Origin of the sequence: Paucibacter sp. PLA-PC-4 (assembly GCF_026241155.1) — a bacterium.
Taxonomy (GTDB): Bacteria; Pseudomonadota; Gammaproteobacteria; order Burkholderiales; family Burkholderiaceae_C; genus Roseateles_E.
Window position 1 is genome coordinate 158,405 of record NZ_JAPFGP010000004.1, and the last position, 24,978, is coordinate 183,382.

The 24,978-nt window shown below is 65.4% G+C and carries 21 protein-coding genes; 7 read left to right on the forward strand and 14 right to left on the reverse strand.

The window, feature by feature from the left end; genetic code table 11:
• Positions 1–63 precede the first annotated feature (63 nt).
• Genes pcaF through OOZ63_RS07855 form a run of 7 tightly spaced genes read right to left on the reverse strand, consistent with a single transcriptional unit; the run spans position 64 to position 9,435 of the window.
• On the reverse strand, positions 64–1,269 hold the full coding sequence (pcaF, locus tag OOZ63_RS07825; protein ID WP_266004882.1) for a 3-oxoadipyl-CoA thiolase: 1,206 nt from the start codon (positions 1,267–1,269) through the stop codon (positions 64–66).
• The gene (locus tag OOZ63_RS07830) at positions 1,266–2,591 is read right to left on the reverse strand and encodes an MmgE/PrpD family protein (protein WP_266004883.1); all 1,326 of its coding nucleotides are present in this window, start codon (positions 2,589–2,591) and stop codon (positions 1,266–1,268) included. The genes pcaF and OOZ63_RS07830 overlap by 4 nt, the downstream gene beginning before the upstream one ends.
• Before the next feature lie 5 nt (positions 2,592–2,596).
• Entirely contained in the window at positions 2,597–4,663 is a 2,067-nt protein-coding gene (locus tag OOZ63_RS07835; protein WP_323055729.1) for a 3-hydroxyacyl-CoA dehydrogenase NAD-binding domain-containing protein, read from the reverse strand.
• Between the two features lie 10 nt (positions 4,664–4,673).
• Entirely contained in the window at positions 4,674–5,534 is an 861-nt protein-coding gene (locus OOZ63_RS07840) for an alpha/beta fold hydrolase (RefSeq protein WP_266004884.1), read from the reverse strand.
• The gene (locus OOZ63_RS07845) at positions 5,531–7,627 is read right to left on the reverse strand and encodes an acetate--CoA ligase family protein (RefSeq protein ID WP_266004885.1); all 2,097 of its coding nucleotides are present in this window, start codon (positions 7,625–7,627) and stop codon (positions 5,531–5,533) included. Before OOZ63_RS07845 ends, OOZ63_RS07840 begins: the two co-directional genes overlap by 4 nt.
• A gap of 4 nt (positions 7,628–7,631) precedes the next feature.
• Entirely contained in the window at positions 7,632–8,423 is a 792-nt protein-coding gene (locus tag OOZ63_RS07850) for an enoyl-CoA hydratase/isomerase family protein (RefSeq protein WP_266004887.1), read from the reverse strand.
• A 34-nt stretch (positions 8,424–8,457) separates the two neighbouring features.
• On the reverse strand, positions 8,458–9,435 hold the full coding sequence (locus tag OOZ63_RS07855) for a tripartite tricarboxylate transporter substrate binding protein (protein WP_416234703.1): 978 nt from the start codon (positions 9,433–9,435) through the stop codon (positions 8,458–8,460).
• 150 nt (positions 9,436–9,585) lie between these two features.
• Between OOZ63_RS07855 and OOZ63_RS07860 the strand changes: the two genes are divergently transcribed.
• The gene (locus tag OOZ63_RS07860) at positions 9,586–10,377 is read left to right on the forward strand and encodes an IclR family transcriptional regulator (RefSeq protein WP_266004888.1); all 792 of its coding nucleotides are present in this window, start codon (positions 9,586–9,588) and stop codon (positions 10,375–10,377) included.
• 323 nt (positions 10,378–10,700) lie between these two features.
• Here the strand turns inward: OOZ63_RS07860 and OOZ63_RS07865 are convergent, their stop codons facing one another.
• Together OOZ63_RS07865 and arsA are read right to left on the reverse strand one after the other, a co-directional pair.
• A complete protein-coding gene (locus OOZ63_RS07865) occupies positions 10,701–10,868 on the reverse strand; it encodes a DUF302 domain-containing protein (protein WP_323055730.1) in 168 nt (55 codons plus the stop codon).
• Between the two features lie 45 nt (positions 10,869–10,913).
• Positions 10,914–12,932 carry an arsenical pump-driving ATPase gene (gene arsA / locus OOZ63_RS07870; RefSeq protein ID WP_266004889.1) on the reverse strand — a complete coding sequence of 673 codons (2,019 nt, stop codon included), beginning with the start codon at positions 12,930–12,932 and terminating at the stop codon, positions 10,914–10,916.
• A gap of 795 nt (positions 12,933–13,727) precedes the next feature.
• Here arsA and OOZ63_RS07875 point away from each other — a divergent pair.
• Positions 13,728–14,810 (forward strand): catalase family peroxidase, encoded by a 1,083-nt coding sequence (locus OOZ63_RS07875; protein ID WP_266004890.1) that lies wholly within the window; start codon positions 13,728–13,730, stop codon positions 14,808–14,810.
• A gap of 139 nt (positions 14,811–14,949) precedes the next feature.
• Here the strand turns inward: OOZ63_RS07875 and OOZ63_RS07880 are convergent, their stop codons facing one another.
• A complete protein-coding gene (locus OOZ63_RS07880) occupies positions 14,950–15,324 on the reverse strand; it encodes a DUF427 domain-containing protein (RefSeq protein WP_266004891.1) in 375 nt (124 codons plus the stop codon).
• 761 nt (positions 15,325–16,085) lie between these two features.
• On the opposite strand from OOZ63_RS07880, the gene xth reads away from it, so the two are divergent.
• The gene (xth, locus tag OOZ63_RS07885) at positions 16,086–16,853 is read left to right on the forward strand and encodes an exodeoxyribonuclease III (protein ID WP_266004892.1); all 768 of its coding nucleotides are present in this window, start codon (positions 16,086–16,088) and stop codon (positions 16,851–16,853) included.
• A gap of 3 nt (positions 16,854–16,856) precedes the next feature.
• On the opposite strand, the gene OOZ63_RS07890 is transcribed toward xth, so the two are convergent.
• Complete coding sequence (locus OOZ63_RS07890) at positions 16,857–17,486, reverse strand: CatA-like O-acetyltransferase (RefSeq protein WP_266004893.1); 630 nt, start codon at positions 17,484–17,486, stop codon at positions 16,857–16,859.
• 137 nt (positions 17,487–17,623) lie between these two features.
• On the opposite strand from OOZ63_RS07890, the gene OOZ63_RS07895 reads away from it, so the two are divergent.
• Together OOZ63_RS07895 and OOZ63_RS07900 are read left to right on the forward strand one after the other, a co-directional pair.
• The gene (locus OOZ63_RS07895; RefSeq protein ID WP_266004894.1) at positions 17,624–19,246 is read left to right on the forward strand and encodes a PAS domain-containing methyl-accepting chemotaxis protein; all 1,623 of its coding nucleotides are present in this window, start codon (positions 17,624–17,626) and stop codon (positions 19,244–19,246) included.
• Between the two features lie 72 nt (positions 19,247–19,318).
• On the forward strand, positions 19,319–19,861 hold the full coding sequence (locus OOZ63_RS07900; protein WP_266004895.1) for a PaaI family thioesterase: 543 nt from the start codon (positions 19,319–19,321) through the stop codon (positions 19,859–19,861).
• Here OOZ63_RS07900 and eda read toward each other — a convergent pair.
• Positions 19,850–20,476, reverse strand: a complete 627-nt coding sequence (eda, locus tag OOZ63_RS07905; protein ID WP_416234711.1) for a bifunctional 4-hydroxy-2-oxoglutarate aldolase/2-dehydro-3-deoxy-phosphogluconate aldolase — start codon at positions 20,474–20,476, stop codon at positions 19,850–19,852. The two genes, OOZ63_RS07900 and eda, sit on opposite strands and share 12 nt — an antisense overlap.
• Positions 20,477–20,487: 11 nt before the next feature.
• A complete protein-coding gene (edd, locus tag OOZ63_RS07910; RefSeq protein ID WP_266004897.1) occupies positions 20,488–22,308 on the reverse strand; it encodes a phosphogluconate dehydratase in 1,821 nt (606 codons plus the stop codon).
• Between the two features lie 211 nt (positions 22,309–22,519).
• Here edd and OOZ63_RS07915 point away from each other — a divergent pair, with 211 nt between their 5' ends.
• Both OOZ63_RS07915 and OOZ63_RS07920 read left to right on the forward strand, forming a co-directional pair.
• Positions 22,520–23,269, forward strand: coding sequence for an MCP four helix bundle domain-containing protein (locus OOZ63_RS07915; protein ID WP_266004898.1), 750 nt, complete (start codon positions 22,520–22,522; stop codon positions 23,267–23,269).
• A gap of 325 nt (positions 23,270–23,594) precedes the next feature.
• Positions 23,595–24,050: a methyl-accepting chemotaxis protein gene (locus OOZ63_RS07920; protein ID WP_266004899.1), complete on the forward strand. Its 456-nt coding sequence runs from the start codon at positions 23,595–23,597 to the stop codon at positions 24,048–24,050.
• 6 nt (positions 24,051–24,056) lie between these two features.
• Here OOZ63_RS07920 and OOZ63_RS07925 read toward each other — a convergent pair whose 3' ends face one another.
• Positions 24,057–24,977, reverse strand: coding sequence for an acyltransferase (locus OOZ63_RS07925; RefSeq protein ID WP_266004900.1), 921 nt, complete (start codon positions 24,975–24,977; stop codon positions 24,057–24,059).
• Position 24,978: the final 1 nt, after the last annotated feature.

Sequence of the window (24,978 nt, forward strand, 5' to 3'; positions counted from 1 at the left end):
ACCGGGCGGATCGGCCTGAGCAAAGCCGGCCCGCCATGGGCGAGGTGATGAAGATTCGGTCGCTCAGACCCTTTCAATAATCACGGCGATGCCCTGGCCGACGCCGATGCACATCGTGCAAAGTGCGTAGCGGCCCTGGATGCGATGCAGCTGGTTCACCGCCGTGGTGGCCAAGCGCGCGCCCGAGGCACCGAGCGGATGACCGAGTGCAATGGCACCACCGTTCGCATTGACCCGGGCGTCGTCATCCGCCAGCCCCAGTTGCCGCAACACGGCCAGTCCCTGGGCCGCAAAGGCCTCGTTCAGCTCGATCACATCCATATCGGCCAGGCTAAGGCCGGCCAGAGCCAGCACCTTGCGTGTCGCCGGTGCCGGGCCGATGCCCATGATCCGCGGCGGCACGCCGGCCGTCGCCATCGCCACCACGCGGGCCCGAGGCGTCAGCCCGTGGCGCGCGGCCGAGGTCTCGTCGGCCAGCAGCAGCGCACATGCGCCATCGTTGACGCCCGAGGCGTTCCCGGCCGTCACCGTGCCGTCGGCGCGCACCACGCCCTTCAGCCTGGCCAGGGCTTCCAGGCTGGTCTCTCGCGGGTGTTCATCTCGATCCACCATCAGGGCCTCGCCCTTCTTCTGCGGAATGCGCACCGGCACGATCTCGCTGTCGAAGACGCCGTCCCGCTGTGCCGCCAGCGCGCGCTGCTGCGAAGCCAGGGCCATGCAGTCCTGGGCCTCGCGCTCGATGCCGAATTCGACGGCCACGTTCTCGGCCGTCTCGGGCATCGAGTCCACGCCGTAGCGCTCCCTCATCAGGCGGTTGACGAAACGCCAGCCGATCGTGGTGTCCTGCACCGAGTTGGACCGAGAGAAGGCCGACTCGGCCTTCGGGCTAACGAATGGCGCCCGGCTCATGCTCTCCACACCGCCGGCAATCATCAGGGCCGCTTCGCCGGACTTGATCGCGCGCGCCGCTGTGCCCAGCGCATCAAGGCCGGAACCGCACAGGCGGTTGACAGTCGATCCCGGCAGCTCCAGCGGCAGCCCGGCCAGCAAGGCGCTCATGCGGGCGACGTTGCGGTTGTCTTCGCCAGCCTGATTGGCGCAGCCGTAGATCACATCGCTGACGGCCTGCCAGTCGACGCCGGCATTGCGGGCCATCAAGGCGGCCAGCGGGATGGCCCCGAGGTCGTCGGCGCGCACCGATGCCAGCGCGCCGCCATAGCGGCCGAAGGGGGTGCGCACGGCGTCGCAGATGAAGGCATGGCGGCTCACGGCAGGGTCTCCAGGGTGTCCAGGCTCCAGAGCCGTGCCAGCAGGGCCTGCGCAGCCGGGGCGCCGAGGGTCGGCGCCGCCAGCTCGATCAGCTTGCTGCCCAGCTCCTCGTCCGAGAGGGGCAACTCAGGGTCACCCTTGCGGTCCGGCTGCAGATGCGTCAGGCGCCGCCCATCACGCAGCACGATCTCGACGCGGGCCGAGCGCCGGCCGGGGAAGGCCGCGTCCAGCAGCGGGTCGACGACGGCCTCGACCCGGCGCATCAGGTCCAGCGTCGCCGGGTCCTCCAGGCGATCGCGCTCATAGGCAGACAGGCGCACGCTGCCGTGCACCAGCGCCGTAGCCACGACGTAGTTCAGACTGAAGCGGGCCTCGTCGGCCGTGCTTGGCTGCACATGGCTGGCGATATCCAGCGCGGGCTTGTAGGTGGACACATGGACCTGCTCGATGTCCTGATGACCGAAATCATGCAGGCGCTGCAGTTCCAGCGCGCCGTCGATAGCAGGGAAGGTATGGCCGCAACCGATGTGGTTCTTGAAGGTCAGCCGGGTGATGTGGAAGTCAAGCCCCAAGGTCGCTCCGATCTGCGACCAGTCTGGCCCGGTACTCATTGCCTGGCCGAGGCCGGCCTCGGCCTCGAACACATCAAGCGTGCTGCGCATGCCATTGCAGGCCAGTTGCGCGGCCAGCAAGCCGGCCTCGGCGGCACGGCCGGCATGCAGCGGCTTGGACGTGGTTTCTTTGCGGAAGGCCTGCTGCAAGCCTGCAGCGAAAGTGCCCGCGGTTGCCAGGGCATGGGCGAACTGGATCTCGTCGAGCTGCAGCAGGCTGGCCGCGGCGGCGGTGGCGCCGAAGGTGCCCACCGTGCCGGTGCTGTGCCAGAACTTGTAGTGCGCCCGTCCCATCGCCACACCGATACGGGTCGACACCTCATAGCCGAGCACGACGGCGCGCAGAAACTGCAGGCCGTCGGCCCGCACCAGTTGGGCGGCGGCCAGGGCGGCGGCGACCGTGGCGGCCCCCGGGTGATACATCGCCTCGCGGAAGCTGTCGTCAACCTCGGCCGCATGGGCCGCCGTGCCATTGATCAGCGCCGCAGCCCGTGCCGTCGCCGGGCGCCCCAGCGCCAACCTGGCCAGGCCATGGTCCAGGTCTTCGGCCAGCGTGCGTTCCAGCACACGGACGGACTCAGTGGAAAGGCCAGGAAACAGAGATGCATACCAGTCGATCACCGCCCGTTTGGCATGGTGGAGCACCGCCTCGCTGAGCGGCTGCTCACGATAGGCCATCGCATAACGCGCAAAGACTTCGGTGACGAACATCTTCTTCATCCTTCCTGATTCAAGACATGACGCAGTTCGCAACGCACGAAACCGGGGCCGCTCAGCCCGACCAGCTCGTCCAGCCCGGCCGTCAGGGCCGGCTCGCCGCGCTCACGCGCCCAGAACACTGGCCCGCCCTGCAGGCGAGGAAAGCCGTAACCATTGACCAGCACCACATCGACATCACTGGCACGCTGCGCCACGCCTTCTGCCAGCAGCAGGCTGGCCTCGTTGACCATGGACAGCAAGGCGCGCCGCACGATTTCCTCGTCGCCCAGGCTGCGCCGCAGCATGCCCTTGGCCGCACTTGCAGCGAGGATCAGGGCCTCGACCTGCGGGTCGGACCGACGATGCGTCTTGCCATCGCTGTTTTCGTAGGCGTAGTAGCCGGCCCCGGTCTTGCGGCCCAGGCGGCCGGCATCGCACAGCAGGTCCGGGATGTCCACATAGCGGGCCTGCAGATCGCGCTGGCCGGCCTGGGCCTGGCGCATGCGCCAGGCAATGTCCAGCCCCGACAGATCGGCCACTGCGAACGGGCCCATCGCGAAACCGAAGGCCTCCAGCGCCGCGTCGACCTGCTGCGGCAGCGCGCCCTCCTCGATCATGAACTCGCACTGGCGGCGGTAGGCCGAATAGATGCGGTTGCCGACAAAGCCGAAAGCACTGCCCGTCACGACCGGCTGCTTCTTCATGCGCTGGGCCAGGGCCAGGCCGGTTGCCAGCACCTGCGGCGAGGTCTGTGCGCCACGCACGATCTCCAGCAGGCGCATCACCTGGGCGGGGCTGAAGAAGTGCAGGCCCAGCACGTCCTGCGGGCGGCGGGTCGCCGCCGCGATGGCGTCCAGATCCAGGTAGGAGGTATTGCTGGCCAGCACCGCGCCGGGACGCGCGAGCCCGTCGATGCGCCGGAACACGGCCTGCTTGACCGCCAGGTCCTCGAAGACCGCCTCGATCACCAGATCAGCCTCGGCCAGCAGTGACCAGTCCAGCGTCGGCTGCAGCCGCGCTTCTCGAGCAGCAGCCTCGACGGCCTTGAGCTTTCCAGCTGCCACGCGGCTGGCATAGTAATCTTGGATGCGCGCAGTACCGCGCTCCAGTGCCTCGGCCTGCTGCTCCAGCAGACGGACGTCACAGCCGGCATCCAGCGCAGAGATTGCAATGCCGCAGCCCATGGTGCCAGCGCCGATCACGGCCACTCGCTGCACGGCTCCAGTCACCGCAGCGGCATCCGCCAAAGGCCTGGCAGCCTCACGCTCGGCAAAGAACAGATGGCGCAAGGCCCTTGCCTGCGCCGACAGACGCAGCTGCTGGAAGACCTCGCGCTCCTCAGACAGTGCCTGATCGAATGCAAGCACCGCCGCCGAGCGGACGGCATCGATGGCCGCCTGCACGGCTGGGTTGCGGCCACCGGCCCGCCGGGCGGCTGCAATCGCAGCGGCGACACCGGCCTCGTCAACAGCGGGCACGGCCCGCTCGCTCAGACGGGACTTTGTGCCCTGCAGACGGCGTGCGTAAGCGATGGCGGCGGCACGCAGATCGCCGCTGGCGATCTGGTCGACCAGACCCAGGGACAGGGCCGCTTCACTGTCCACCCTTTCGCCGCTGCAGATCATGCGGATCGCCCGCGCAATGCCGACCAGACGCGGAAGACGCTGGGTGCCGCCGGCGCCGGGAATGATGCCAAGCGTCACCTCGGGCAGACCAACCACCAAGTCGGCGCTGGCCACACGGGCATCGCAGCCCAGCGCCAACTCGAAGCCGCCGCCCAGGGCCGCACCATGCAGCGCGGCGACGACCGGCTTGCCGCAGGCCTCGATAGCGGCGATCACACTGGGCAATTGCGGCTCGGCCAGCGGCAGGCCAAACTCACGCAGGTCCGAGCCGGCCACAAAGGCCTTGCCGGCGCCGATGATCACCGCCGCTGTCAGCACGGCGTCTTCCTTGAACTGGCCGATGGCCGACAGCAGTCCGCTGCGCACCGCAGCCGAGCCGGCGTTGATCGGGGGGTTATCGATCACGATGACGGCCACCTCGCCGTCCCGCTCCATATGCACCTGAGTCATCTGATCCATTGCTTGTCCGTCACTTGCTGTCTGCGAGCCAAGCCAGCAGCAGAGAATTCACCGTCTCGGCCCGCTCGTACTGGACCCAATGGCCCGCCCCGGCAATGACCTGCACCTGACAGGATCGCTGTGGCGCGCAGGCCTCGACCACCGCGCAGCCTGCCTGTGCCGGCACGGCAGTCACATCGTGCTCGCCCCAGACCAGCAGCAATGGCCCGGCGCAATGCGCGAGCCACCCGTTCAGGCCAGCTGCGCGTGAGATCGCCTTGCTGCGAAAGCGCGTCGCCAGGCAGCTCTGGCGGTGAATGCGAACGGCGAGCGCGTCAGCCGGCTCGTGCAGCATATGCATCGTCAGGTTGTGCCGCATGACATCGTCGAGTGCAGCGTCGTCCCTGCGCTCGGCCGCTTCACGCCAGGAACGCAGCTCGCCCCGAGGGCGTCTAACACCGCCATGCCCGGCTGGCCCTAGCAAGGCCAGTTTCGAAACGGCACCCCGACGCGCCGCGGCTGCTGCCGCCACCAGGCCACCGAACGAAAAACCGACCAGCATCACGGGCGCTCGGCCGCCGATCAAGGCATCAAGCGTCATGACTATTGCCTCGACCAGTCCCTCCAGCGAAGTTGCCGAGGGCCGGCTCGACGCGCCAAAGCCCGGCAGGTCGGGCACCCAGACAGTGTGCCTGGCTGCCAAAGCCGGGATGTTCCGGGCCCAGTGCAACCAACTGCCATGGCCACCATGCAGCAAGACCAGCGCTGGCCCTGTGCCGAAACATCGCCAAGCAACATGGCCGCCTTCGAACGGCACCTGATGCCGCTGCGCTGAGGCTTCCAGCGTCCCGATCAAGGCCTCAGTGCCGATGGCGGTGTCATTGGCATTCATCGTCTTGAGTCGCCCAGCACGACCACGCCATCGGCTGCGCGCACGCCCTGCCCCTGCGGCAGCACGAAGACCGGGTTGATCTCCGCTTCAACCAGGCGCTCGCCGAGCTGCGCAGCCATGTTCGAAAAGGCCACGATGGTCCCGACCAGGGCATCGATATCGGCCTTAGGCCGGCCACGGAAGCCGTCCAGCAAAGGCCAGGTCTTGAGCTCCCGCGCCATCTCCAGCGCCTGCTCGCGGCTGAGACCGCCGCTGGGCGGCAGCAGGCGCATCGTGGTGTCCTTGAACAGCTCGGCCGTGATGCCACCCATACCCAGCAAGATGGCCGTGCCCAGCGGGTCGCGGTACATCCCGAGGATCAGCTCGGTGCCGCCGCCCACCATCTCCTGGACCACAAAGCGATCAGGACGCACACCGGCCTTGCGTTCGACCTCGTCGGCCATCACGACAACGCGCTGTGCGATCTGCTCGGGCAGCAGGTTAACGGCCACGCCACCGACATCGCTCTTGTGCGTGATCGCGCCGGACAGGATCTTCAGCACCGTGCGCCCGCCAAGCTCGCGCGCGGCCTGCTCGGCTTCGTTCGGTGTATGCACGACCAGTTCACGGGCGCAGGGCACACCGAAGCGGGCGAACAACTGCTTGGCCTGCGCCTCGTCCAGCGAACCGGCCGCAAAATCATCCACCGCCACCGCTACGGGTGATGCCCCCGGCTCCGCAGGCGGCTTCCAACGGCCGGCCTGCAACATGCCGGCCAGTGCGGCTGTGCAACTCTCGGCTGCCGCGAAAGCGGGCACGCCGCGCTGCGTCAGCAAGGCTCCCACATCCGGCGCGTGCGGGCTGACATAGGCGATCACTGGCTTGTCCGACAGGACCAGACAGTCCTGGATCGCGCCAGCCATCAGCTCGGGCATGGCAAGGCTGGAGGAGCCGATGATGATGGTCAGCGCGTCGTAGCTGGGGCTGGCCAGCAGGGTCTTGATCGCGCCGCGCAGCAGATCGGGCTGCAGGCCCGCCAGCGTGACATCGATTGGGTTGCGGTCCAGCGCTGCATGATCACCGGTCTGGAGTGCGCGCAGGGCCTCGGCCGTCTGCGGGTCAGGCGCGGGGGTCTCGAAGCCGTTGACGCCCAGGCTATCGGATACCAGTGTGCCGGCGCCGCCGGTGGAGGTCAGGATCGCGACCCGGTTGCCGCGCAGCACGCGGCCGGTGGACAGCGCGGCTGGGATATCCAACAAATCGGCGAAGGTCTGGGCGCGGATCACGCCGGTCTGGCGAAACAGCGCGTCATACATGCTGTCGGCGCCGGCCAGCGCGCCTGTGTGAGACACGGCGGCCTTGGCGCCGGCCTCTGAGCGACCGATCTTGAAGGCCACCACCGGCTTGCCGGCCCTTGCGGCTTTCAGTGCGGCAATGCGGAACTTCTCGGGGTTGCGAACCGTCTCGACATACAGAGCGATCACCTTGGTGGCCTCATCGTCGGCAAGATGATCGATGAAGTCGGCCAGCTCAAGATCCACTTCATTGCTGGTCGAGATCAGCTTGGACAGGCCGATGCCCCGGGCAGCGGCGCGCGACAGCAGCGATCCCAGAATGCCGCCGCTTTGCGACACCACGCCAATCGAGCCGACCGGGAAGTGGTCCATCTCGAGCGCGCCCGTGGCGGACAACACAATGTTGTCGGTGAGATTGACAAGACCGATGGTGTTGGGGCCGAGCAGGCGCATGCTGCCAGCCGCCTCGATCAGTTGCTGCTGGCGACGCGCGCCCTCCTCGCCGGTCTCTGTGTAGCCGCTGGCCAGCACGATGGCGGCGGCCGTGCCGCGCGCCGCAAGATCACGCACCGCCAAATGCGCGCGCTCGGCGCCCAGCAGCACGATGCCCACATCGGGCACCGCTGGCAACGAGGCGATATCGGGATAGCAGGTCAACTCACCGATGCGATTGACCTTGGGGTTGACCGGGTAGATGTCGCCGGCAAAGCCATGCTTGACCAGATAAGAAACGGGGCGGCCGGCCGTCTTGGCAGCATCGGCGGAGGCGCCAATGATGGCAACACTGCGGGGTTTCAGGAGCCGGGAAATTGCATCCATGACCTCACTCCTTCGCGGCAGACTTGGCCAGAAAGGCAAGCACCGACTCGCGGTGCTCGGTGCTCGTGTAGCAGATGCCCTGGGCCTGGCTGCCTTGGGCAAAGATCTGCTGGGCCGACAGCTCGAAGCTCTGATTCAGGATGGTCTTGCCCAGCGCCAGCGCGGTGGCCGAGCCCTGGCTCAGCTCGGCAGCCCAAGCCTGGGCATCCGCCACCAGCGTGTCGGCCGAGGTCTTGCGATCAATCAGGCCCAGCGCCAGCGCCTCCTGAGCGTCAACCTTACGGCCGGTAAAAATCAGCTCCTTGGCCTTGGGCAAGCCGACACGGCGCGGCAGAAAGTACATACCGCCGCCATCGGGAATGATGCCGCGATGGATATAGGACCAGCTGAAGCTGGCCCACTCGCTGGCCATGATGAAGTCGCAGGCCAGCGCGGTATCGGCACCGAGACCCGAGGCCGCGCCGTTGACCGCGGCAATCACAGGCTTGGGCATGGTGTGCAGCAGGGCCTGGGTGTGATGCACCCGCTGCTGACGGTGCCAGCCGTTGAAGCCCACCTCGCCCGCCGGTGCCTGCATGCGGCGCTCCATGCCTGCGATATCGCCACCGGCACAGAAGCCCTTGCCAGCGCCGGTCAGCACCAGGGCGCGGATGGTCTTGTCGGCCGCAACGTGCTCCAGCGCGTCGATGAACTCGCTGCGCATCTCATTGCTCATCGCGTTGCGCTTGTCGGGGCGGTTGAAGGTGATGGTGGCAATGCCAGCTTGCAGCTGTAGATCGATCAACGATAAGGTCATGTTGGGAACTCCGGAGATGGATAACTGGATCAACTCAGTCGGACTTGATGTTGTTTTCTTTGACGATCTTGCGCCAGCGTGCCTCTTCCGCCCGGACATAGGCATCGAGTTCCGCCGGCGGGCCAGCGTTGACGACAAGCCCTTCGTGCTCGACCTTCTTCACAAAGTCGGGGTTCTGGGTGGCCTTGGCCGCCGCTGCGTTGAGTTTGGCGATCACGTCCGCCGGGGTGCCCGCAGGAACATAGAGGCCATACCAGCTTTCAACCTGATAGCCGGGCAAGGCTTCGGCAAGCGCCGGAACACCCTTGAATGCAGTCGATGGCTGCGGTGTGGTCACAGCAAGCGCGCGCATTTTTCCGCTGTCGACAAACAGTGAAACTGCCGCCGCCGTGCCAAAGATCATGTCGACCTGACCTCCCAACAGATCAGTCATCGCCGGACCCGCCCCCCGGTACGGCACATGCACCATCTCGACCTTGGCCAGGTTGGTGAACATCTCGCCGGCCATGTGGGCCGATGTGCCGTTGCCCTGTGAAGCGTAGGTCAGCGCACCCGGCTTGCCCTTGGCGGCGGCAATCACATCCTTGACGCTCTTGAAGGGACTGTCCGCCCTGACCACCAGCACATTAGGCCCTCGGCCCACGAGCACGACCGGCGCGAACGCCTTGCTGGTGTCGAACGGCAGCTTCGGTGCCAGGCTGGGGTTCACCGCATGCGCGAAGGAAGCGATGATCATCGTGTAACCATCCGGTGCGCTTTTGGCGACGGCATCAGTGCCGATGATGGTGCCAGCGCCGGGCTTGTTTTCCACAATGACGGGCTGCCCCAGCGCCTGTGACATACCCGCGCCCAGGGTGCGCGCGATCAAATCTGTGCCGCCGCCCGGCGCGAACGGTACAACCAGGCGGACAGGCTTGTCAGGGAAGGCCGCGAAAGCGGTCGTTGCCGCCAGTGCCGTCGTGCCGATCAAGGCACTCATCCGAGCGAGCATGGCGCGGAAGGAAGTCTGCATGGTTTGTCTCCTGTGGGAATTGGCTCTGAGCCTTATTGCGCAAGGACGTTTGTCTATTCGCCATTGACGCCACAAGCTTAGGGCGCTTACTCTCGGAAGACATCCGTCAATTTCCACCAGGTGGAAATGAAGTAACCACAGGTGACCGTAATGGACCAGGACAAGTTGCCTTCGCTCTCAGCCGAAACCTCGCGCACAGACCGCAATCGCTCACTGGAGCGTGGCATCGAAATACTGCGAGCCTTCAGGCCGGGCGCCGACCTGCTGGGCAATGGGGAATTGGCGGAACGCAGCGGTCTGTCCAGAGCCACTGTCAGCCGGCTCGCGCAGACCCTGGTGGATTGCGGCATGCTGGAGCACGACCGTCGTCACCGGGCCTATAGGCTGGCCGCGCCGGTGCTGAGCCTGGCTCATGCCATGCGCTCAGGCTCCCCGGTTCTTCAGCTGGTCGGTCCGCTGATGCGCAGCGAAGCCGAGAAGCGAAAGATCAATATTGGTCTGGCGGTCGCCGACCGCGAGGATATGGTCTACCTGGAATCTGTGCGCTTCAGCCGACGGGTCGCCTGGCGCAACGTCGTCGCCGGCCAACGCGTGCCGATGGAGCTGACCTCTCTGGGCAGGGCCTGGCTGGCTGCGGCGAGCCACGAAGAACGTCAACGTCTGCTGATGCGGTTTCGCGAAAGGCGCCATCCCGGCTGGCGAGAGCTATCAAGAGAGATTGCGGCTGGGATAGACAGCGTGCGAACGCTGGGCTACTGCTGGGCCGCCTGGCAGCCACAAGTGGTCGCACTGGCCACCCCTATCATCGTGCCCGACCACCCGGTATATGTGCTGAACATGAGCGTCGCCGGAGACACGCCCCCTCAGCAGGTGGTCGAAAGCCTGCGAGACCCCCTGCTGAACCTGGCGCAGCGAATTCAGGGATCTGTTGCTAGCCTCTGAGTGAGCCGGGACGTCACCGGCAACAGGACTTGGAACGTATGTCGGCGAGCAGTCCTTGGCGCTTGGTGCACCACGCAAGGCACTGACCACTCTGACGGAATAGAGATCTCTTACGGCATAGCTTGTCGCTGAGCAAGCTCACCGGCTTCCAGTACAGCCAGCCGACTATCCACCGCTGAAAGTGATCGTACCGAGGTTGGCCTGGAACAGGCTTGAAGCTTCGTCACCGGAGGGGTGGGCGATGTCGGGCCATGGCAGAAATTGCGCCGAGGTCGACGCTTGCAAAGAGATTCTCAGATGAGGTCGGCGCAGGTTCGATGGCGCTAGCAACTCGTAATTACCTTGCAGGGAAGCCGCAGGCCGATGTCGGGCACCGGTTGGAACGCTTGGTGCTCCAGTGGCGGATTGCAGGCCCCAAGGATGTGGTGCGCGGGCGTCTTTGCCCACGGTTTTTCCTTCATCGCAGACTGCACTTTGATGTCGCTTGGCACGCCAATTGTTGTGATGAATCCAGACTAGGGAGCTTCCGAGGAAGATCAGGAAAGCTGCCCCAGGCTCACGAGCGCAGACAACTCGGCAATACCTATTGGTGGACGGGTCAGCAAGGGAACAATGAAGCTGCGCTTGGTCAGTCCATCCGCCAATCGTTGCATTTGCTTGCGCTCACCGTCCAGCCGGGCAGCCAGCAAGGGGTCTTGCGTGCCGGCCGCCAGGACGCTTTTGTTGAGCACCCAAGCATAGGGCTCGATGTTGGCGCGGCGCAGATCGTCCTGCAGCGCTGCTGCCTGCGACACCGGGGTCACCTCGGGCAGGGTAACTAGGATAATCTTGGTGTACGTGCCGTCCTGCAGCCGCATCAAGGGTGTCACAACACGGGCAGTGCCCTGCCCTTCGAACTCACGCATCATCTGGCGGTGATAGGCGCCGGTGGCATCCATCAGCAGCAGCGAATGGCCGGTGGGTGCGGTATCGAGCACGACGAAGGCACTGCGTGCCTCACTGACGATGCGCGAGAAGGCATGGAAAACGGCCACCTCCTCTGTGCAGGGCGAGCGCAAGTCTTCCAGCAGCAAGGCCTGCTCCTGCGCATCGAGTTTCTGCGACCTTGCAGCCATGATCTTGTCGATATAGCGCTGCGTCTCAACCTCGGGGTCAATGCGGTCCACACGCAGGCCCTGAACCTCGCCGCCCAGAGTGCCGGTCAGGTGTGCGGCGGGGTCGGTGGTGCTCAGATGCACGGTCTTGCCGCGTTGCACCAAGCCCAGCGCCAGCGCAGCCGCCACCGTGGTTTTGCCCACGCCGCCCTTGCCCATCACCATGATCAGACCGTGCCCGGCGGCGGCCAGCTCGTCGGCCAAGGCAGCCAAGTTATGTCCGCGCTCGATGGGCTCCAAGGCGACTGGCTTGCATGCGGTCGCCACCGCCGTCGATGAGACCAGCAGCGCACGCAGGGCCGGCAAGCCCACTGTGTCGAAGGCTCGCAGCGGCACCGAGTCCTGAGGCAAGGCTTTCAGCGAAGCTGGCATCTCGTCAAGCGCTTGTTGCCCCAAGGCCTCGATGGCCATCGCCACGGCGTCCGTGCGTTCGTGGGCATGGAACACGCCGTTGATCGCCAAGCGTTGGTTGTGCAGGCCCAGCTGATGCAGCTCTTCCGACGTGCGTGCCGCTTCACCGATCGCGCCCTTGTCGGGCCGTGTCACCAGCACCACGGTGGTCTGGGCTGGATCGCTCAGTGCGTCCAGTGCGGCCTTGAAGCGCACCTCTTGCATCTTCAGCCCCGAATGCGGCCCAAGGCAGGAGGCGCCCCGGTCATTGCCCTCCAGGAAGCCGCTCCAGGCCTTGGGAAGGCTCAGGAGCCGCAGAGTGTGGCCGGTGGGTGCCGTGTCGAAGACGATGTGATCGAAGCGGCTGTCGTGGTCGGACAGCAGCGAAGCGAACTCGTCGAAGGAGGCAATCTCAGTCGTACATGCGCCAGACAACTGCTCCCGGACGGTGGAGAGCTCGGCGTCGCTCGCGCCAACGCCCATCTGCGCCAGCACCCGCTGCCGGTAGGACTCGGCCGCCGTGTCGGGGTCGATGTTCAGTACGGACAGCCCCGGTGCGCCCGGCACAGGGGTCGCAACATTGCGCAGCTCAACGCCCAACATCTCATCGAGATTGGACGCCGCGTCGGTGCTGACCAGCAGGACCTTCCTGCCAGCGTCGGCCAAGGTCAGGGCAGCAGCAGTCGAGAGCGATGTTTTGCCAACGCCGCCCTTGCCGGTAAAGAACAGGTGCCGCGTGGCCTGGGTCAGGAATCCCATCGCTTGCGGCGGCGCCTGCATAGGCCTTAGCCAGCCCTGCACTTCGGCACTAGAGGGTAGTCCACCGCTGTGCATGATCTGGCCGTTGATGATGACCGCCGGCGTCGCCCTGACGCCATGGTTCCAGATTGCGTCTTGATCTTGAACTTTGACAATCTCGATCTCGGTGCCCTGCTCCTTGGCCACCCGCTCGATCATTGCGATGGTGGCGCGGCATTTGCTGCACCCCGAACCCAGGACTTTGACTTCCATTTCGCTTCCCTGCTTCTTCAATCAATGATGACGGCGGATTCGCACAGGCTGTAGCCCAGAAGCGTTTGACCAAACCTGCGCCAACCTGTTTTGCCATACCGTGCACCTGCCGCATGGTGAAGCGGGCAAGGTCGCAGTGCGGGCTGAACTGGTTGTGGGCGCCTTGCTGGACGAAATAGATCTTCTCCAGCCCCTGGGCCGCCAGCAGCTCGGCCAGACGCTGGAGGCAGGATTCCCGTTCGTCGGGAATGCCCGGTAGTACCAAGTCAAACAGCAATCTGATCTTCTTACTGCCTTGTAGATTGCACCCTTTTCAGCGACACGGGTTGACACGCATCAAGGCCATGGAAGGCTCATGAGAGACGACGACCACACGCTTTGCCTGCATCAGGATGTCCGGCAAGACTATGTTGCGGCGCTGAACTCGACGACGCTGCCCCAATACACAGCTTCTCGGCAGCGGCTTGGTGCGCCACAGGTCCACACGACGTCGTCAGCTCCGCACAACCATCAGACCCCCGCGAGAACTGGTGACTGGGGCGATGCGAATGACGCCGGTTTGTACCTTTAATGGCAGTCGATGAAGGTACCGCACTACGCGCACGAAGCTGAGTACCCCGCGCATCTCAGTCTCTCCGGGCTGGGTACTTACACCACGCGCGGGGACATCACCCACAGAGCCACTCTTGACCTGATGGAAATGGGTCCAGAGTCCGGGCAGCGTTGGACACTTTCCGTGAACTGTGTAAGTTCAGCGCACCTGGCTCGACCACTTGATCAGACATTGCTGAAGCCTTGCACGGCTGCCAGCTCGTCTCGTCTCGTCGTCCAATCCTCTTAGCCTCAGGAGCTTCGTCCATGCCAAAGCTGCTTCTTTCTGCCGTGGGTGTCGCCGCTGCGACCACCTCGTTGACCTCGATCGCCGTTGCCCAGTCCCCGTCGGCCGCGCCAGTTGACCCGAATACATTCTTGAATCAGTTCGAGTCCACATTCGGCAAGTTCGACGGCTACCGCCGCTCCGGCGCCAAGGGCATCTGCGCGATGGGAGAGTTCGTAGGTACGGCGGAAGCGCGAACCCTTTCGACGGCTACGGCCTTCAGCGGCAGGCCGGTTCCGGTGGTGATACGTTTCTCGGTGGGCGGTGCCAACCCCAAGGCACCCGACAACGCCAGGTCCCAGCGCAATATGGCCTTGCAGTTCAACCTGCCGGATGGCGAACAGTGGCAGCTGGGCAATATCTCGGCGCCCGTGTTCGGGGCTTCGACACCTCAGCAATTCCTCGGGCGGCTGGCTTCCCTTCAGCCCGACCCGAGCACCAAGATGCCCGACCCGGCAAAGGTCAAGGCCTTCACCGATGCCAACCCTGAGGTGCTGCTGCAGGGGAAGTACTATGCTTCGCAGCCGGTGCCGGCCAGCTTCGGCAGCATCAACTACTGGGGCGTCAGTGCCTTTGGCTTCGTCAGTGCCGCCGGCACGAAACAGTTCGGCAAGTGGGTCTTCGAGCCGGTGGGCGGCGTGCAAGGTTTGAGTGACGAGGAAGCCAAGACCAAGGGGCCGAGCTTCTTGTTTGATGAGCTCCGACAAAGAGTCAAGGACGGCCAGGTCGGCTTCAACTTCAACCTGGAGCTCGCTCAGCCCGGCGACAAGATCGACAGTGCGACCGTACCACTGCCGGAGGGCCGCAAGAAGGTCAATCTGGGCCTGCTCAAAGTCACCTCAGTTGCAGAGGATGGCGGCGGCGCCTGCTTGACGATCACCTACAACCCTATGGTTCTTCCGAAGGGCGTGGAGCCGTCCGCCGATCCGATGATTGCTGCCCGAGCAGCGCCTTATGCAATCGGGCTCGGTCGTCGCTTGACCGAGGGAGCAAAGCAGTAACCAGAGTAATTATCTGCACGGCGTACTTGCTGAGGTCCGCCCGAGTGGCAACGACACCGGGCTCTCGCAATCCGTACAGCGGATCCGGTCCCTGGTGATGCGGGTCCCGACGTAGCAAGCTTCTGCGGCACACCCAAAGCTACCAATCCGTGCTCCCGGGTTCGCCCTTGAATGGCCCGGCCAGGTCGGGCGTGATCCAGCCGCCATAGAAAGCGCCTGGTTGCGGCTCGACTTTCGCTCCTCCCACACTGCAGTCAAGGTGGCGCGCATAGAAGGCCACGCAGTCAGCCAATGGCTCGGCGCCAGGCAGAGGCTCGGGGTAGCTCCAAGCGACCTGCTCAAGGCAGTCGGCACCGTTGACCAGATCCCAGTAGCGGGCCGGCCCCTTCCACTCGCAGAACGAACCACCGCCGGCGCGACGCAGTAGCCCTCGATGAACGTCGGCCAGCGGCAGGTAGAAACTGGGTGGGTGCGCCGTCTCTCGCACGGCCCAGGCGCCGCGCGTTCGCGCCACTTCAATTTCGCCCTAAAGCACGACGACTTCACGCGCTTCGCGCACGAGTTGCGGCGGGCGCGGGAAATCCCAGACGGATACCTGCCCCGGCGCGGGAACTGTGGCGAAAGGTGGCCTGGAATTTCCGCGCCAGCACCACTGCTCGCGAGCGAGCAACAGCCGATCGGGATCACTGCTCATGATGGCGCGAGATTAACCGACCAAGCCGACTCGTTGGGCTGGAGCTTGCATTCGCAGCTCCTTTGCCGAGCATCCGCTCTTGCAAGAGTGTGATGGGCAGGGTCGAGCTCGGCCGATGAAGGTCGTCGATCAGCGGGGATCAACTCGCATCATGCCCCGTCAATGCGATCACAATCTGCATCGCTTGATCGCTCAATGTCATATGCCCCGCCGCTACCAACTCCCTGGCCGGCGTCACCGAGTGGGCATGGTACGGTCCCACTTCGGCATGCATCAAGCGCTGCAGCACGACGTGGGCCTACGCGGCCTGGAGGCGATTGAGCTGGCTTTGCTTTGCTTTGCTTTGCTTGGCTTGGCTTGGCTTGGCTTTTGAGCCCAGTCGGAACTCAGTTCAACCAACACCGATGCAGGTACTCTGGGCGGGCATGAAGATTCGTCCAATCGAGGCCCATGTAGGATGGCAAGTGAGATTGCGATCCAAGGTCGTCGGCGTGCTCCCCAGCCAACTTTCGAAGGAGTATGTCTGGCACACGAGCAGAAAAGAAGCATAGAACAAGCAAAGTCAACTACTGAAGATGCAGATGAAATTTGCAACATGGAACGTCAATTCCCTGGCCGTGCGCCTGCCGCAGTTACTGGACTGGCTGGCGGCCAACCCGGTCGATGCGCTCGTCCTGCAGGAAACCAAACTGACCGATGATAAGTTCCCGACGCTGGAGATCGGCGCGGCCGGCTACCAGGTGCAGTGGTTCGGGCAGAAGACCTATAACGGCGTTGCGCTGCTGAGTCGCGAGCCGGCCCAGGATGTGGTCAAGAACATCGTCGGATATGCCGATGAGCAGGCCCGGCTGATCGCCGGCACGGTGGCGGGCGTGCGCGTGATCGGCGGTTATTTCCCGAACGGCCAGGCGCTGGACAGCGACAAGTTCGTCTACAAGATGGCCTGGCTGGAGGCCTTGCGGAACTGGCTGAGCAGCGAACTGAAGGCTCACCCGAAGCTGGTGCTGATGGGCGACTTCAATATCGCCCCCGAGGACCGTGATTGCTACGACCCGGCCGCGTTTGTCGGTCAAACCCACTGCTCGCCGCAGGAGCGCGCCCACTTCCAGGCTCTGCTGGACCTGGGCCTGGTCGACAGCTACCGCCTATTCGAGCAGGCACCCAAGAGCTACAGCTGGTGGGACTACCGCAATCTCGCCTTCCGCAAGAACCAGGGCCTACGAATCGACCACATCCTGGTCAGCGAGGCGCTGCGAGCGGGGGTCAAGTCATCCGTGATCGACCGGCAGATGCGCAAGAACGAGCGCCCCAGCGACCATGCGCCGGTGATCGTCGAGATCGAGGCCTGATCGTCAAGGCTGCAGTGCCCGCTGCATGGATTCATAGAAACGGCCCACATGAAGGCCGTCCATCAGCGCATGGTGCACCTCCACCGCCACCGGCATCCAGAGCCGCCCCCCCTCTTCGGTGAACTTTCCGAAGGCCAGCTTGGGCACCGAGTCCAGCACTGCCGGCCCGCGAGCATGGCTGAAGCTCGTGAAGGCCAGCCAGGGGATGGTGGTCATATGGATCGTCGCCTGGGCGTCGGCTTCTTCCAGTGGTGCGTTGCCATCCGCCTTGGCTCTGGCGAGCAACGGCAGCGCACGCTCGACAAAGCGCCCGAAGTCGCGCTCGAAAGGCAGGCTCGCGAAGGCAATGGTCTCGTCAGAGCGCAGGACCGTGGTGCTGCCGTCCACCTGCTCAAGCACCCTGACCCGCCCCTTGTCGAGGCGGTAGCGAAAGGCTTCGACCTCGTTGGCTGCGCACAAGGCTGCATGGTGATAGGCGAGGAATAGGGTCGCGCCCCGATACTCTGCCACCCGTGCCTGCAGGGCGCTCACATCAACGCGGCCACACAGGCTGAAAAAAGGCTGACTCAGGTTCGCAAAGTGCGCGAATGCCGCACGACGGGGCCAATTGTCAAGATCAAGATAGCTGGGCATTGTGACATCCTACCGGCAGTGGCGATGTCGTCGATGCGAGCCCACCGCGACTTGAGCTGCATCAAGCCGAGGCCGTAATAACCCTGACATTCTTGTCAGGCAGCCGATTTTACGGGCGCAGCCTCGGAGAGCTTTTGATGCGTAACAATCTTCCTGTCACCTCGCGCGAATATCCCTTCCCGAGCGGGCAAAGCCTGGTGTCGACCACCGACCTGAAGGGGCGCATCCTGCATTGCAACGCGGCCTTCGTCATCGTCAGCGGCTTTGAGCGCTCGGAACTGCTGGGCCAGCCCCACAACCTGATACGCCACCCAGACATGCCCGAAGAGGCCTTCCGCGATATGTGGGCCACGATAGGTGCCGGTCTGCCCTGGTCGGGCCTGGTTAAAAACCGCCGCAAGGACGGCGACTTCTACTGGGTACAGGCCAATGTCACACCCTTGCTGGAAGGCGATCAGCCGATCGCCTACATGTCGGTGCGCTCCGAGGCCAGCCGCGAGCAGATCGCCGCCGCCGAGGCCCTGTACGCGACGATGCGCGCCGAGAAGCAGGCTGGAGTCCTGCTGCATGTGCTGCAGCGGGGCCAGGTCTTGCGGCAAGACCTGGCCGGCCGCTTGCGCCGACTCGGCCGCCTCGCGCCCGCAATGCGCTGGGCCACCGGCTATGCGCTGATCGGCGGCCTAGGACTGGCGTTGGGACAAGGCTTGAATCTGGGCATCACCCTGGCGATCGCGCTGCCGCTGCTTGCCCTGGCGGCCATCACTGCCGCCATGCTGGCCAACGCCCAGGGCCGCGCCGCGCTGGTTCATGCGACGGCCTATGCGAATCGCCTGGCCGCCGGCGACCTGAGCCAGACCTTGGAGCGTGGCCGGCACGCCCAAGCGGCCGGTCTGGAGGCAGCGCTGCGTCAGCTGGCCGTCAATATGCGGGCCCTGGTGTCGGACACCCGCCGCGAGTTAGAGCAAATGAGAGTCGTCAGCGCAGAAATCGCGCAGGGCAACCACGATCTGGCCCAGCGCACTGAGTCGCAGGCGGCCAGCCTGGAGCAGACGGCTGCCAGCATGGAGGAGATCACCGCCACTGTGCGCCACAGCTCCGACTCTGCCCAGCAGGCCAGCGGCGTGGCCCAACAGCTGAGCCAGGTGTCGCGCCGCAGTGCCGGCGTGGTGCACTCGGTCACCGACACGATGGGCGGAATCTCGAGCTCGTCCAAGCGCATTGGCGAGATCATCCAGGTGATCGACAGTATTGCCTTCCAGACCAACATCCTGGCCCTCAATGCCGCCGTCGAGTCGGCCCGGGCCGGCGAGCATGGCCGTGGTTTCGCGGTGGTCGCCTCCGAAGTGCGAGCGCTGGCCCAACGCAGCAGTACAGCGGCGCGCGAGATCAAGCAGCTGATCGACGACTCCTCGACCAAGGTCCAGGCCGGTGAGCGCCAGACCCGCCAGGCGCGTGAGAGCATTGACGAGACCCTGGCCTCGGTCGAGCATTTCACCCAGTTGATCAACGGCATCGACAACGGCGCCCGCGAGCAACTGACGGGCATCTCGCAGATCCATGAGGCGGTCCAGCAGCTGGACGACATCACCCAGCAAAACTCCAGCCTGGTGGAACAACTGGCTCGGGCCGGCACCCAGTTGCAGGAGCAGGCCGGCGAGGTCGCGGCCGCGCTGCAGGTATTCAGGCTGGACCGCAGATCCGCCGGCGCCCTGTCCGATGCGGTGGCGCTGCGGCGCGAAGCAAAGGCCCGAGCGGCCTGAAAGCACGGTCCGCGCCCCGGCAAGGAATGCACACTCTCGCAATAATCTCCGACACCATCAACGGAGTCGGCAATGCAACATCAGAACAACCCCGAGGCGCTCTTGCAGCAATGGATCGATGAAGAGGCAGCCGTGCGTGCGCGGCTGGCTGAGCCGGGGCTGGCACGGCCCGATCAGATCAAAGGCCGTACCGGCCTGCAGGTAATGCGAGCGATGCTGGACGGCGAGCTGCCGCCGCCGCATATCGCCAAGACCCTGGACTTCACGCTGATCTCGGTGGCCGACGGCGAGGCGGTGTTCCAGGGCCGGCCGATGCTGCGTCATTACAACCCGCTGGGCTCGGTGCACGGCGGCTGGTTCGCCACCCTCCTTGACTCGGCGCTAGGCTGCGCGGTGCACACCAAGATGGAACCCGGACGTGGTTACACCACGCTGGAGTTCAAGGTAAACCTGGTGCGCGCGCTGAGCGAGAAAGTGCCGCTGGTGCGTGCGATCGGCACCGTGACCCACAGCGGGCGACAGGTCGCGACCTCGGAGGCGCGCCTGGTCGGCCATGACGGCAAGCTCTACGCACATGCGAGCACGACCTGCCTGGTCTTCGACTTACCGCAGTGAGTGGGTCTCGGCGGCAAGCCGCGTGATGCGGGCCCAGTCGCCGGCGTCAACCGCGTCCTGCGGGGTCAGCCAGGAGCCGCCGCAGACCTTGACATTGGCCAGGCTTAGGAACTGCGGCGCGGTCTCCAGCGAGATGCCGCCGGTGGGGCAGAACGCCACATCGGGAAACGGACCAGCCAGCGCTTTCAGCAGATTGACACCGCCCACGGCCACCGCCGGGAACAGCTTTAGAAAGCCGTAGCCGGCCGCATTGGCCAGCATCACCTCGCTGGCTGTTGACACACCCGGCAGCAGCGGCAGGCCCTGCTCACGGCAGGCCGCGCCGATCGCATCGGTGTAACCGGGGCTCACGCCGAACTGGCAGCCGGCGTCGCGGGCGGCATTGACATCGGCAACGGTGCGCAGTGTGCCAGCGCCCACAATAGCCTCGGGCACGGCGCGTGCCATCGCCTCCATCGCTTGCAAGGCCACCGGAGTGCGCAGCGTCACCTCCAGCACCTTGACGCCGCCGGCCACCAGGGCTTTGGCCAGCGGCACGGCGTCCTGCAGACGCTGGATGACGATGACGGGAATGACGGGGCCGTGGCTGGCCAGGCTGAGGGTATCGGTGTTCATCATTGGATTTGTCACAACCAGGTGATAGCGCCCTCTTCGGCGCTCAAAACATTGCGCCGCATCCCGGCAAACAACTCACGGCCTAGGCCGTGGCCGTTGTCGTCGCGTTGCTCGCGCGTGATCGCGGCCTGCTCGCGGGCCGCCCATTCGGCAACGGGTACCAGGGCCTGCAGCTCGCCGCTGACGGCGTCCAGGCGGACCAGGTCGCCATCGCGCAGCTTGCCCAAGGGCCCGCCGGCCAGGGCCTCGGGCGAGACATGGATGGCGGCCGGGATCTTGCCGGAGGCACCGCTCATGCGGCCGTCGGTGACCAGGGCCACCTTGAAGCCCTTGCCCTGCAGGACGGCCAGCGGTGGGGTCAGCTTGTGCAGCTCAGGCATGCCATTGGCCTGCGGCCCCTGGAAGCGCACGACCACGACGACATCGCGCTCGAGCTCGCCTGCCTTGAAGGCGGCCAGCATCGAATCCTGGTCGCTGAAGATGCGCGCCGGTGCCTCGACGATGTGACGATCCTCGGGCACCGCCGACACCTTGATCACTGATCTGCCCAGATTACCCTGCAGCAGCTTCAGACCGCCGGTGGCGCTGAAGGGCGCGGCGGCGCGGCGAACCACCGACTCGTCGCCGCTGTCCGGTGGCAGCGCATGCCAGACCACCTTGGCACCCTCGGCGGCCAAGGTCGGCACTGCGGCATAGGGGCGCAACGACGTGCCGGCCACGCTCAGCACGTCCTCATGCATCAGCCCGGCATCGAGCAGCTCGCGGATCACGAAGCCAGGACCGCCAGCCGCCTGGAACTGGTTCACATCGGCCGCTCCGTTCGGATAGACCCTCGACAGCAGCGGCACCACGCCCGACAACTCGGAGAAGTCGCTCCAGTCGATCAGGATGCCGGCCGAACGGGCCACAGCCACCCAGTGGATCAAGTGATTGGTCGAGCCGCCGGTGGCCAGCAGGGCCGCCATCGCATTGACGATGCAGCGCTCGTCGACCAATTTGCCAATCGGCGTGTAACGCTGCTTGGCGGTAATGCTCAGCGCGCTGCGCACCGCCTCACGGGTCAGCGCCTCGCGCAGCTCATCGTGCGGATGGACAAAGGCCGCGCCGGGCACATGCAGGCCCATGGCCTCCAGCAGCATCTGGTTGCTGTTGGCCGTACCGTAGAAGGTGCAAGTGCCTGCGCCGTGATAGGCGGCCGACTCAGCCTTCAAGAGCTCGTCGCGGCCGACCTTGCCCTGGGCGAACTGCTCGCGCACCTTCGCCTTGTCGTTGTTTGACAGGCCCGAGCTCATCGGCCCGGCCGGCACAAAGACGCAGGGCAGATGGCCGAAGTGCAACGCCCCGATCAGCAGACCCGGCACGATCTTGTCGCAGATGCCCAGCAGCAGGGCCGCATCAAAGACATCATGGGACAGCGCTATCGCGGTCGACATCGCGATACTGTCGCGCGAGAACAGGCTCAGCTCCATGCCGGGCAGGCCCTGGGTGACGCCGTCACACATGGCCGGCACACCGCCGGCCACCTGCACCGTGGCACCCAAGGTATGGGCGGCTTCGCGTATCAGGGCCGGATACACCTCGTAGGGCTGGTGGGCCGACAACATGTCGTTGTAGGCGGTCACCACGCCCAGGTGCGGCGCCTTCTCGGCGACGATGCGCAACTTGTCATTGGCCGGCATCGCGGCCACCGCGTGGGCGACATTGGCGCAACCCATGCGCTCGATACCCCGCTTGCGGCCCGCCAGTTTGTCCAGGCCATCGAGATAGCGGCCGCGCGTGGCGGCACTGCGTTCGCGGATGCGTGCCGTGACTACTTTGAGGGTGTTGTTCATGCCGTCGGCCGATGTAACTCGGCAGGTTGAATGTTGGTAACCATATTACAAGATACCGACCGACTACAGGTTACATCAGGGTAACAAGACGCGGCCGGCGGGCGCTAGCGGCCGTCACCAACGATCGATTTAGTCAGCAAGCGCCCGCCGGAACGAAGCCTGCCTCAGATGCAGGCCCGGGCTTCGGACGCCCACTCAGGGAGTGAAGACCATGCTTCTCGACGCCTTGTTTGCGCGCATCCCCAGCGTGCGCGCCCGCCTGACCCTGCTGACCGCCGTGCTGTGTCTGCTGATGTCGGGACTCGCACTGGCAGGCATGACACTGACGGCCCGTTCCCACGAATCGTTGCGTACGGTGTACGACGATCGGGTCGTGCCGCAGCAGCAGATCAAGGCGGTAGCCGATGCCTATGCCGTCACCATGGTCGACAGCACGCACAAGGTGCGATTGGGACAGCTCGATGCGGCCGCTGCGCCCCGCCAGATCGAGGTGGCCGGCGAGCTGATACGCCGGCAGTGGAGTGCTTACAGTCAAACATACTTGGTACCCGAGGAGAAGGCCCTTGTAGCCCGCGTCACGCCGCTGATGGTCGAGGCCGAACGCTTGCGCCGCGCGCTTCTGGCCGCGCGCTTCTGGCCGCGCTGGCGGCGGGCGACGACAGCGCCCTCGCCCGCCTGGCCGGCCAGCAGCTCTACCAGTTGGTCGGCCCGCTCAGCAATCAGCTCAACGCGCTGGTGGCGGTGCAGCTGGACGTCGCCAGGCACGAGTACGAGCTGGGGCGCGAGCGTTATGCTCAGGCGCGATGGGCAGCCTGGCTGGGCCTGCCTGATGGGTGCGGTCACCGCCGGATTGATCAGCAGCCGCATCATGCGCTCGCTGGGCGCCGAGCCCAGCGATGTGCGTCAGGTGGCTCAGGGCATCGCCCATGGCGCGCTGAACCAACCGCTGCTCGTGGCGTAGGACGACCGCAGCAGCTTGATGGCACATATGCAAGCCATGCAGCGCGGGCTAGCCGGCATGGTGCGCAAGGTGCGCGCCAATGTCGACGAGCTGCACGCCGACTCAGGCCAGATTGCGCAGGGCAACGTCGACCTGTCCGGCCGCACCGAGGAGGCGGCCGCCACCACCCAGCGCGCCAGCGCCCGGCTCGACGAAGTGATGCAGCGCCTGCGCATACGCTTCGCCAGCGCCGGCGAGGCCCGCGCGCTGGCAGACGGTACCCGGGCTGTGGCGCAGCGCGCCGGCGGCCAGATGGGCCAGGCGATCGCATCGACGACATCACTGCGTGATCGACGGCATCGCCTTCCAGACCAACATACTGGCGCTGAATGCGGCGGTGGAGGCCGCGTGCGCAGGCGAGGCGGGGCGCGGTTTTGCGGTGGTGGCGTCCGAGGTGCGGGCCCTGGCGCTGCGCGCAGGCGAGGCCGCGCGCGAGATCAAAACCCTGATCAGCGACACCATCACGCGTACCGACTCAGGCTCTCGTCAGGTGCGCGAGACCGGACAGACCCTGCAGCAGATGGCCTCCGAGATCCAGCAACTCAGCGGCCTGATGCTGCGCCTGGACCAGAGCTCCGGCCAGGACAGCCAGGACATCAGCGAGTTGCAACTGCAGGTACAGGAACTCGATCGGGTAGCTCAGCAGAACGCGGCCCTGGTCGAGGAGATGGCGGCGTCAAGCGAGCAGCTGAAGGACCAAGCAGTCAGGCTCGCTCAGGCGGTGCAGGTCTTCAGCGTCTGAGCGCGCTCAGTCGGCCGGCGCCGCCGCCGTCGTTGCGGCCGCAGCGCCGGCCTTGGCCGGCAGCACGGCATCGATCAACGCATCCTTGTCGCTCCATTGGCCCTTGATCCAGTTGGAGATCCGCACCAGCTGGCGCTTGTCCTCCATCGGATTGCCGCCCACCAGCTCGGCCGGTATTGCTCGCTGCTGCACCCGCACGATCACCTGGCCGCAGCGGCCACTGAGCAGTTGCCAGAAGCTGGGCGCGCCCTCTGGGTAGATCAGAGTGACATCGAGCATAGCCTCGAACTGCTCGCCCATGGTCGCTAGCGCCATTGCCAGCGCGCCGACGCGGGGCTTGAGCAGGTGGCGATAGGGGCCGTTCTGCTCTGCATGCTTGGCGGCCGTGAAGCGCGTGCCCTCTACGAAGTTGATCACCGTCGTCGGCATGGTCTTGAACTTCTCGCAGGCCTTGCGCGTGGTCGCGAGGTCGGCAGCCTGGGAGGCAGCGTTGCGGCCGCGCTTCATGAAGGGGAAGTCCAGCGCCCACCAGGCCAGGCCGATCACCGGCACCCACATCAGCTCGCGCTTCAGAAAGAACTTCAAAAAGGGGATGCGGCCGTGGAAGATACGCTGCAGCACCAGGATGTCCACCCAAGTTTGGTGGTTCGGCGACACCAGGTACCAACCGCGCCGGTTCAGGCCATCCAGCCCCTGCACATCCCAGCCTTGCGGGTTGACCAGGGCGATCCAGCCGTTGTTGACCGCCACCCAGCCGGCTGCGATGCCGTTGAGCAGCTCGTTGCACAGCCGGCGCACGGCCGGCAGCGGCAGCAAGAGCTTGAGCAGGGCCGGCGGCATCATCAGGGCCACGCCGGTGACCGTGTTCAGGGCGAGCAGCAGGCCGGTCAAGGCGCCAAGCAAGGGAGCGGGTATCAGCTTCAGCATG

Bases quoted from the DNA above. Each gene is read 5' to 3' on its own strand.
- OOZ63_RS07830 (WP_266004883.1), bottom strand. From the start codon at position 2,591: ATGTTCGTCACCGAAGTCTTTGCGCGTTATGCGATGGCCTATCGTGAG.
- OOZ63_RS07860 (WP_266004888.1), top strand. From the start codon at position 9,586: ATGGACCAGGACAAGTTGCCTTCGCTCTCAGCCGAAACCTCGCGCACA.
- OOZ63_RS07890 (WP_266004893.1), bottom strand. From the start codon at position 17,486: ATGCCCAGCTATCTTGATCTTGACAATTGGCCCCGTCGTGCGGCATTC.
- edd (WP_266004897.1), bottom strand. From the start codon at position 22,308: ATGAACAACACCCTCAAAGTAGTCACGGCACGCATCCGCGAACGCAGT.
- eda (WP_416234711.1), bottom strand. From the start codon at position 20,476: ATGAACACCGATACCCTCAGCCTGGCCAGCCACGGCCCCGTCATTCCC.
- xth (WP_266004892.1), top strand. From the start codon at position 16,086: ATGAAATTTGCAACATGGAACGTCAATTCCCTGGCCGTGCGCCTGCCG.
- OOZ63_RS07915 (WP_266004898.1), top strand. From the start codon at position 22,520: ATGCTTCTCGACGCCTTGTTTGCGCGCATCCCCAGCGTGCGCGCCCGC.
- OOZ63_RS07895 (WP_266004894.1), top strand. From the start codon at position 17,624: ATGCGTAACAATCTTCCTGTCACCTCGCGCGAATATCCCTTCCCGAGC.
- OOZ63_RS07835 (WP_323055729.1), bottom strand. From the start codon at position 4,663: ATGGATCAGATGACTCAGGTGCATATGGAGCGGGACGGCGAGGTGGCC.
- OOZ63_RS07855 (WP_416234703.1), bottom strand. From the start codon at position 9,435: ATGCAGACTTCCTTCCGCGCCATGCTCGCTCGGATGAGTGCCTTGATC.
- OOZ63_RS07900 (WP_266004895.1), top strand. From the start codon at position 19,319: ATGCAACATCAGAACAACCCCGAGGCGCTCTTGCAGCAATGGATCGAT.
- OOZ63_RS07845 (WP_266004885.1), bottom strand. From the start codon at position 7,627: ATGGATGCAATTTCCCGGCTCCTGAAACCCCGCAGTGTTGCCATCATT.
- OOZ63_RS07840 (WP_266004884.1), bottom strand. From the start codon at position 5,534: ATGAATGCCAATGACACCGCCATCGGCACTGAGGCCTTGATCGGGACG.
- OOZ63_RS07850 (WP_266004887.1), bottom strand. From the start codon at position 8,423: ATGACCTTATCGTTGATCGATCTACAGCTGCAAGCTGGCATTGCCACC.
- arsA (WP_266004889.1), bottom strand. From the start codon at position 12,932: ATGGAAGTCAAAGTCCTGGGTTCGGGGTGCAGCAAATGCCGCGCCACC.
- OOZ63_RS07925 (WP_266004900.1), bottom strand. From the start codon at position 24,977: ATGCTGAAGCTGATACCCGCTCCCTTGCTTGGCGCCTTGACCGGCCTG.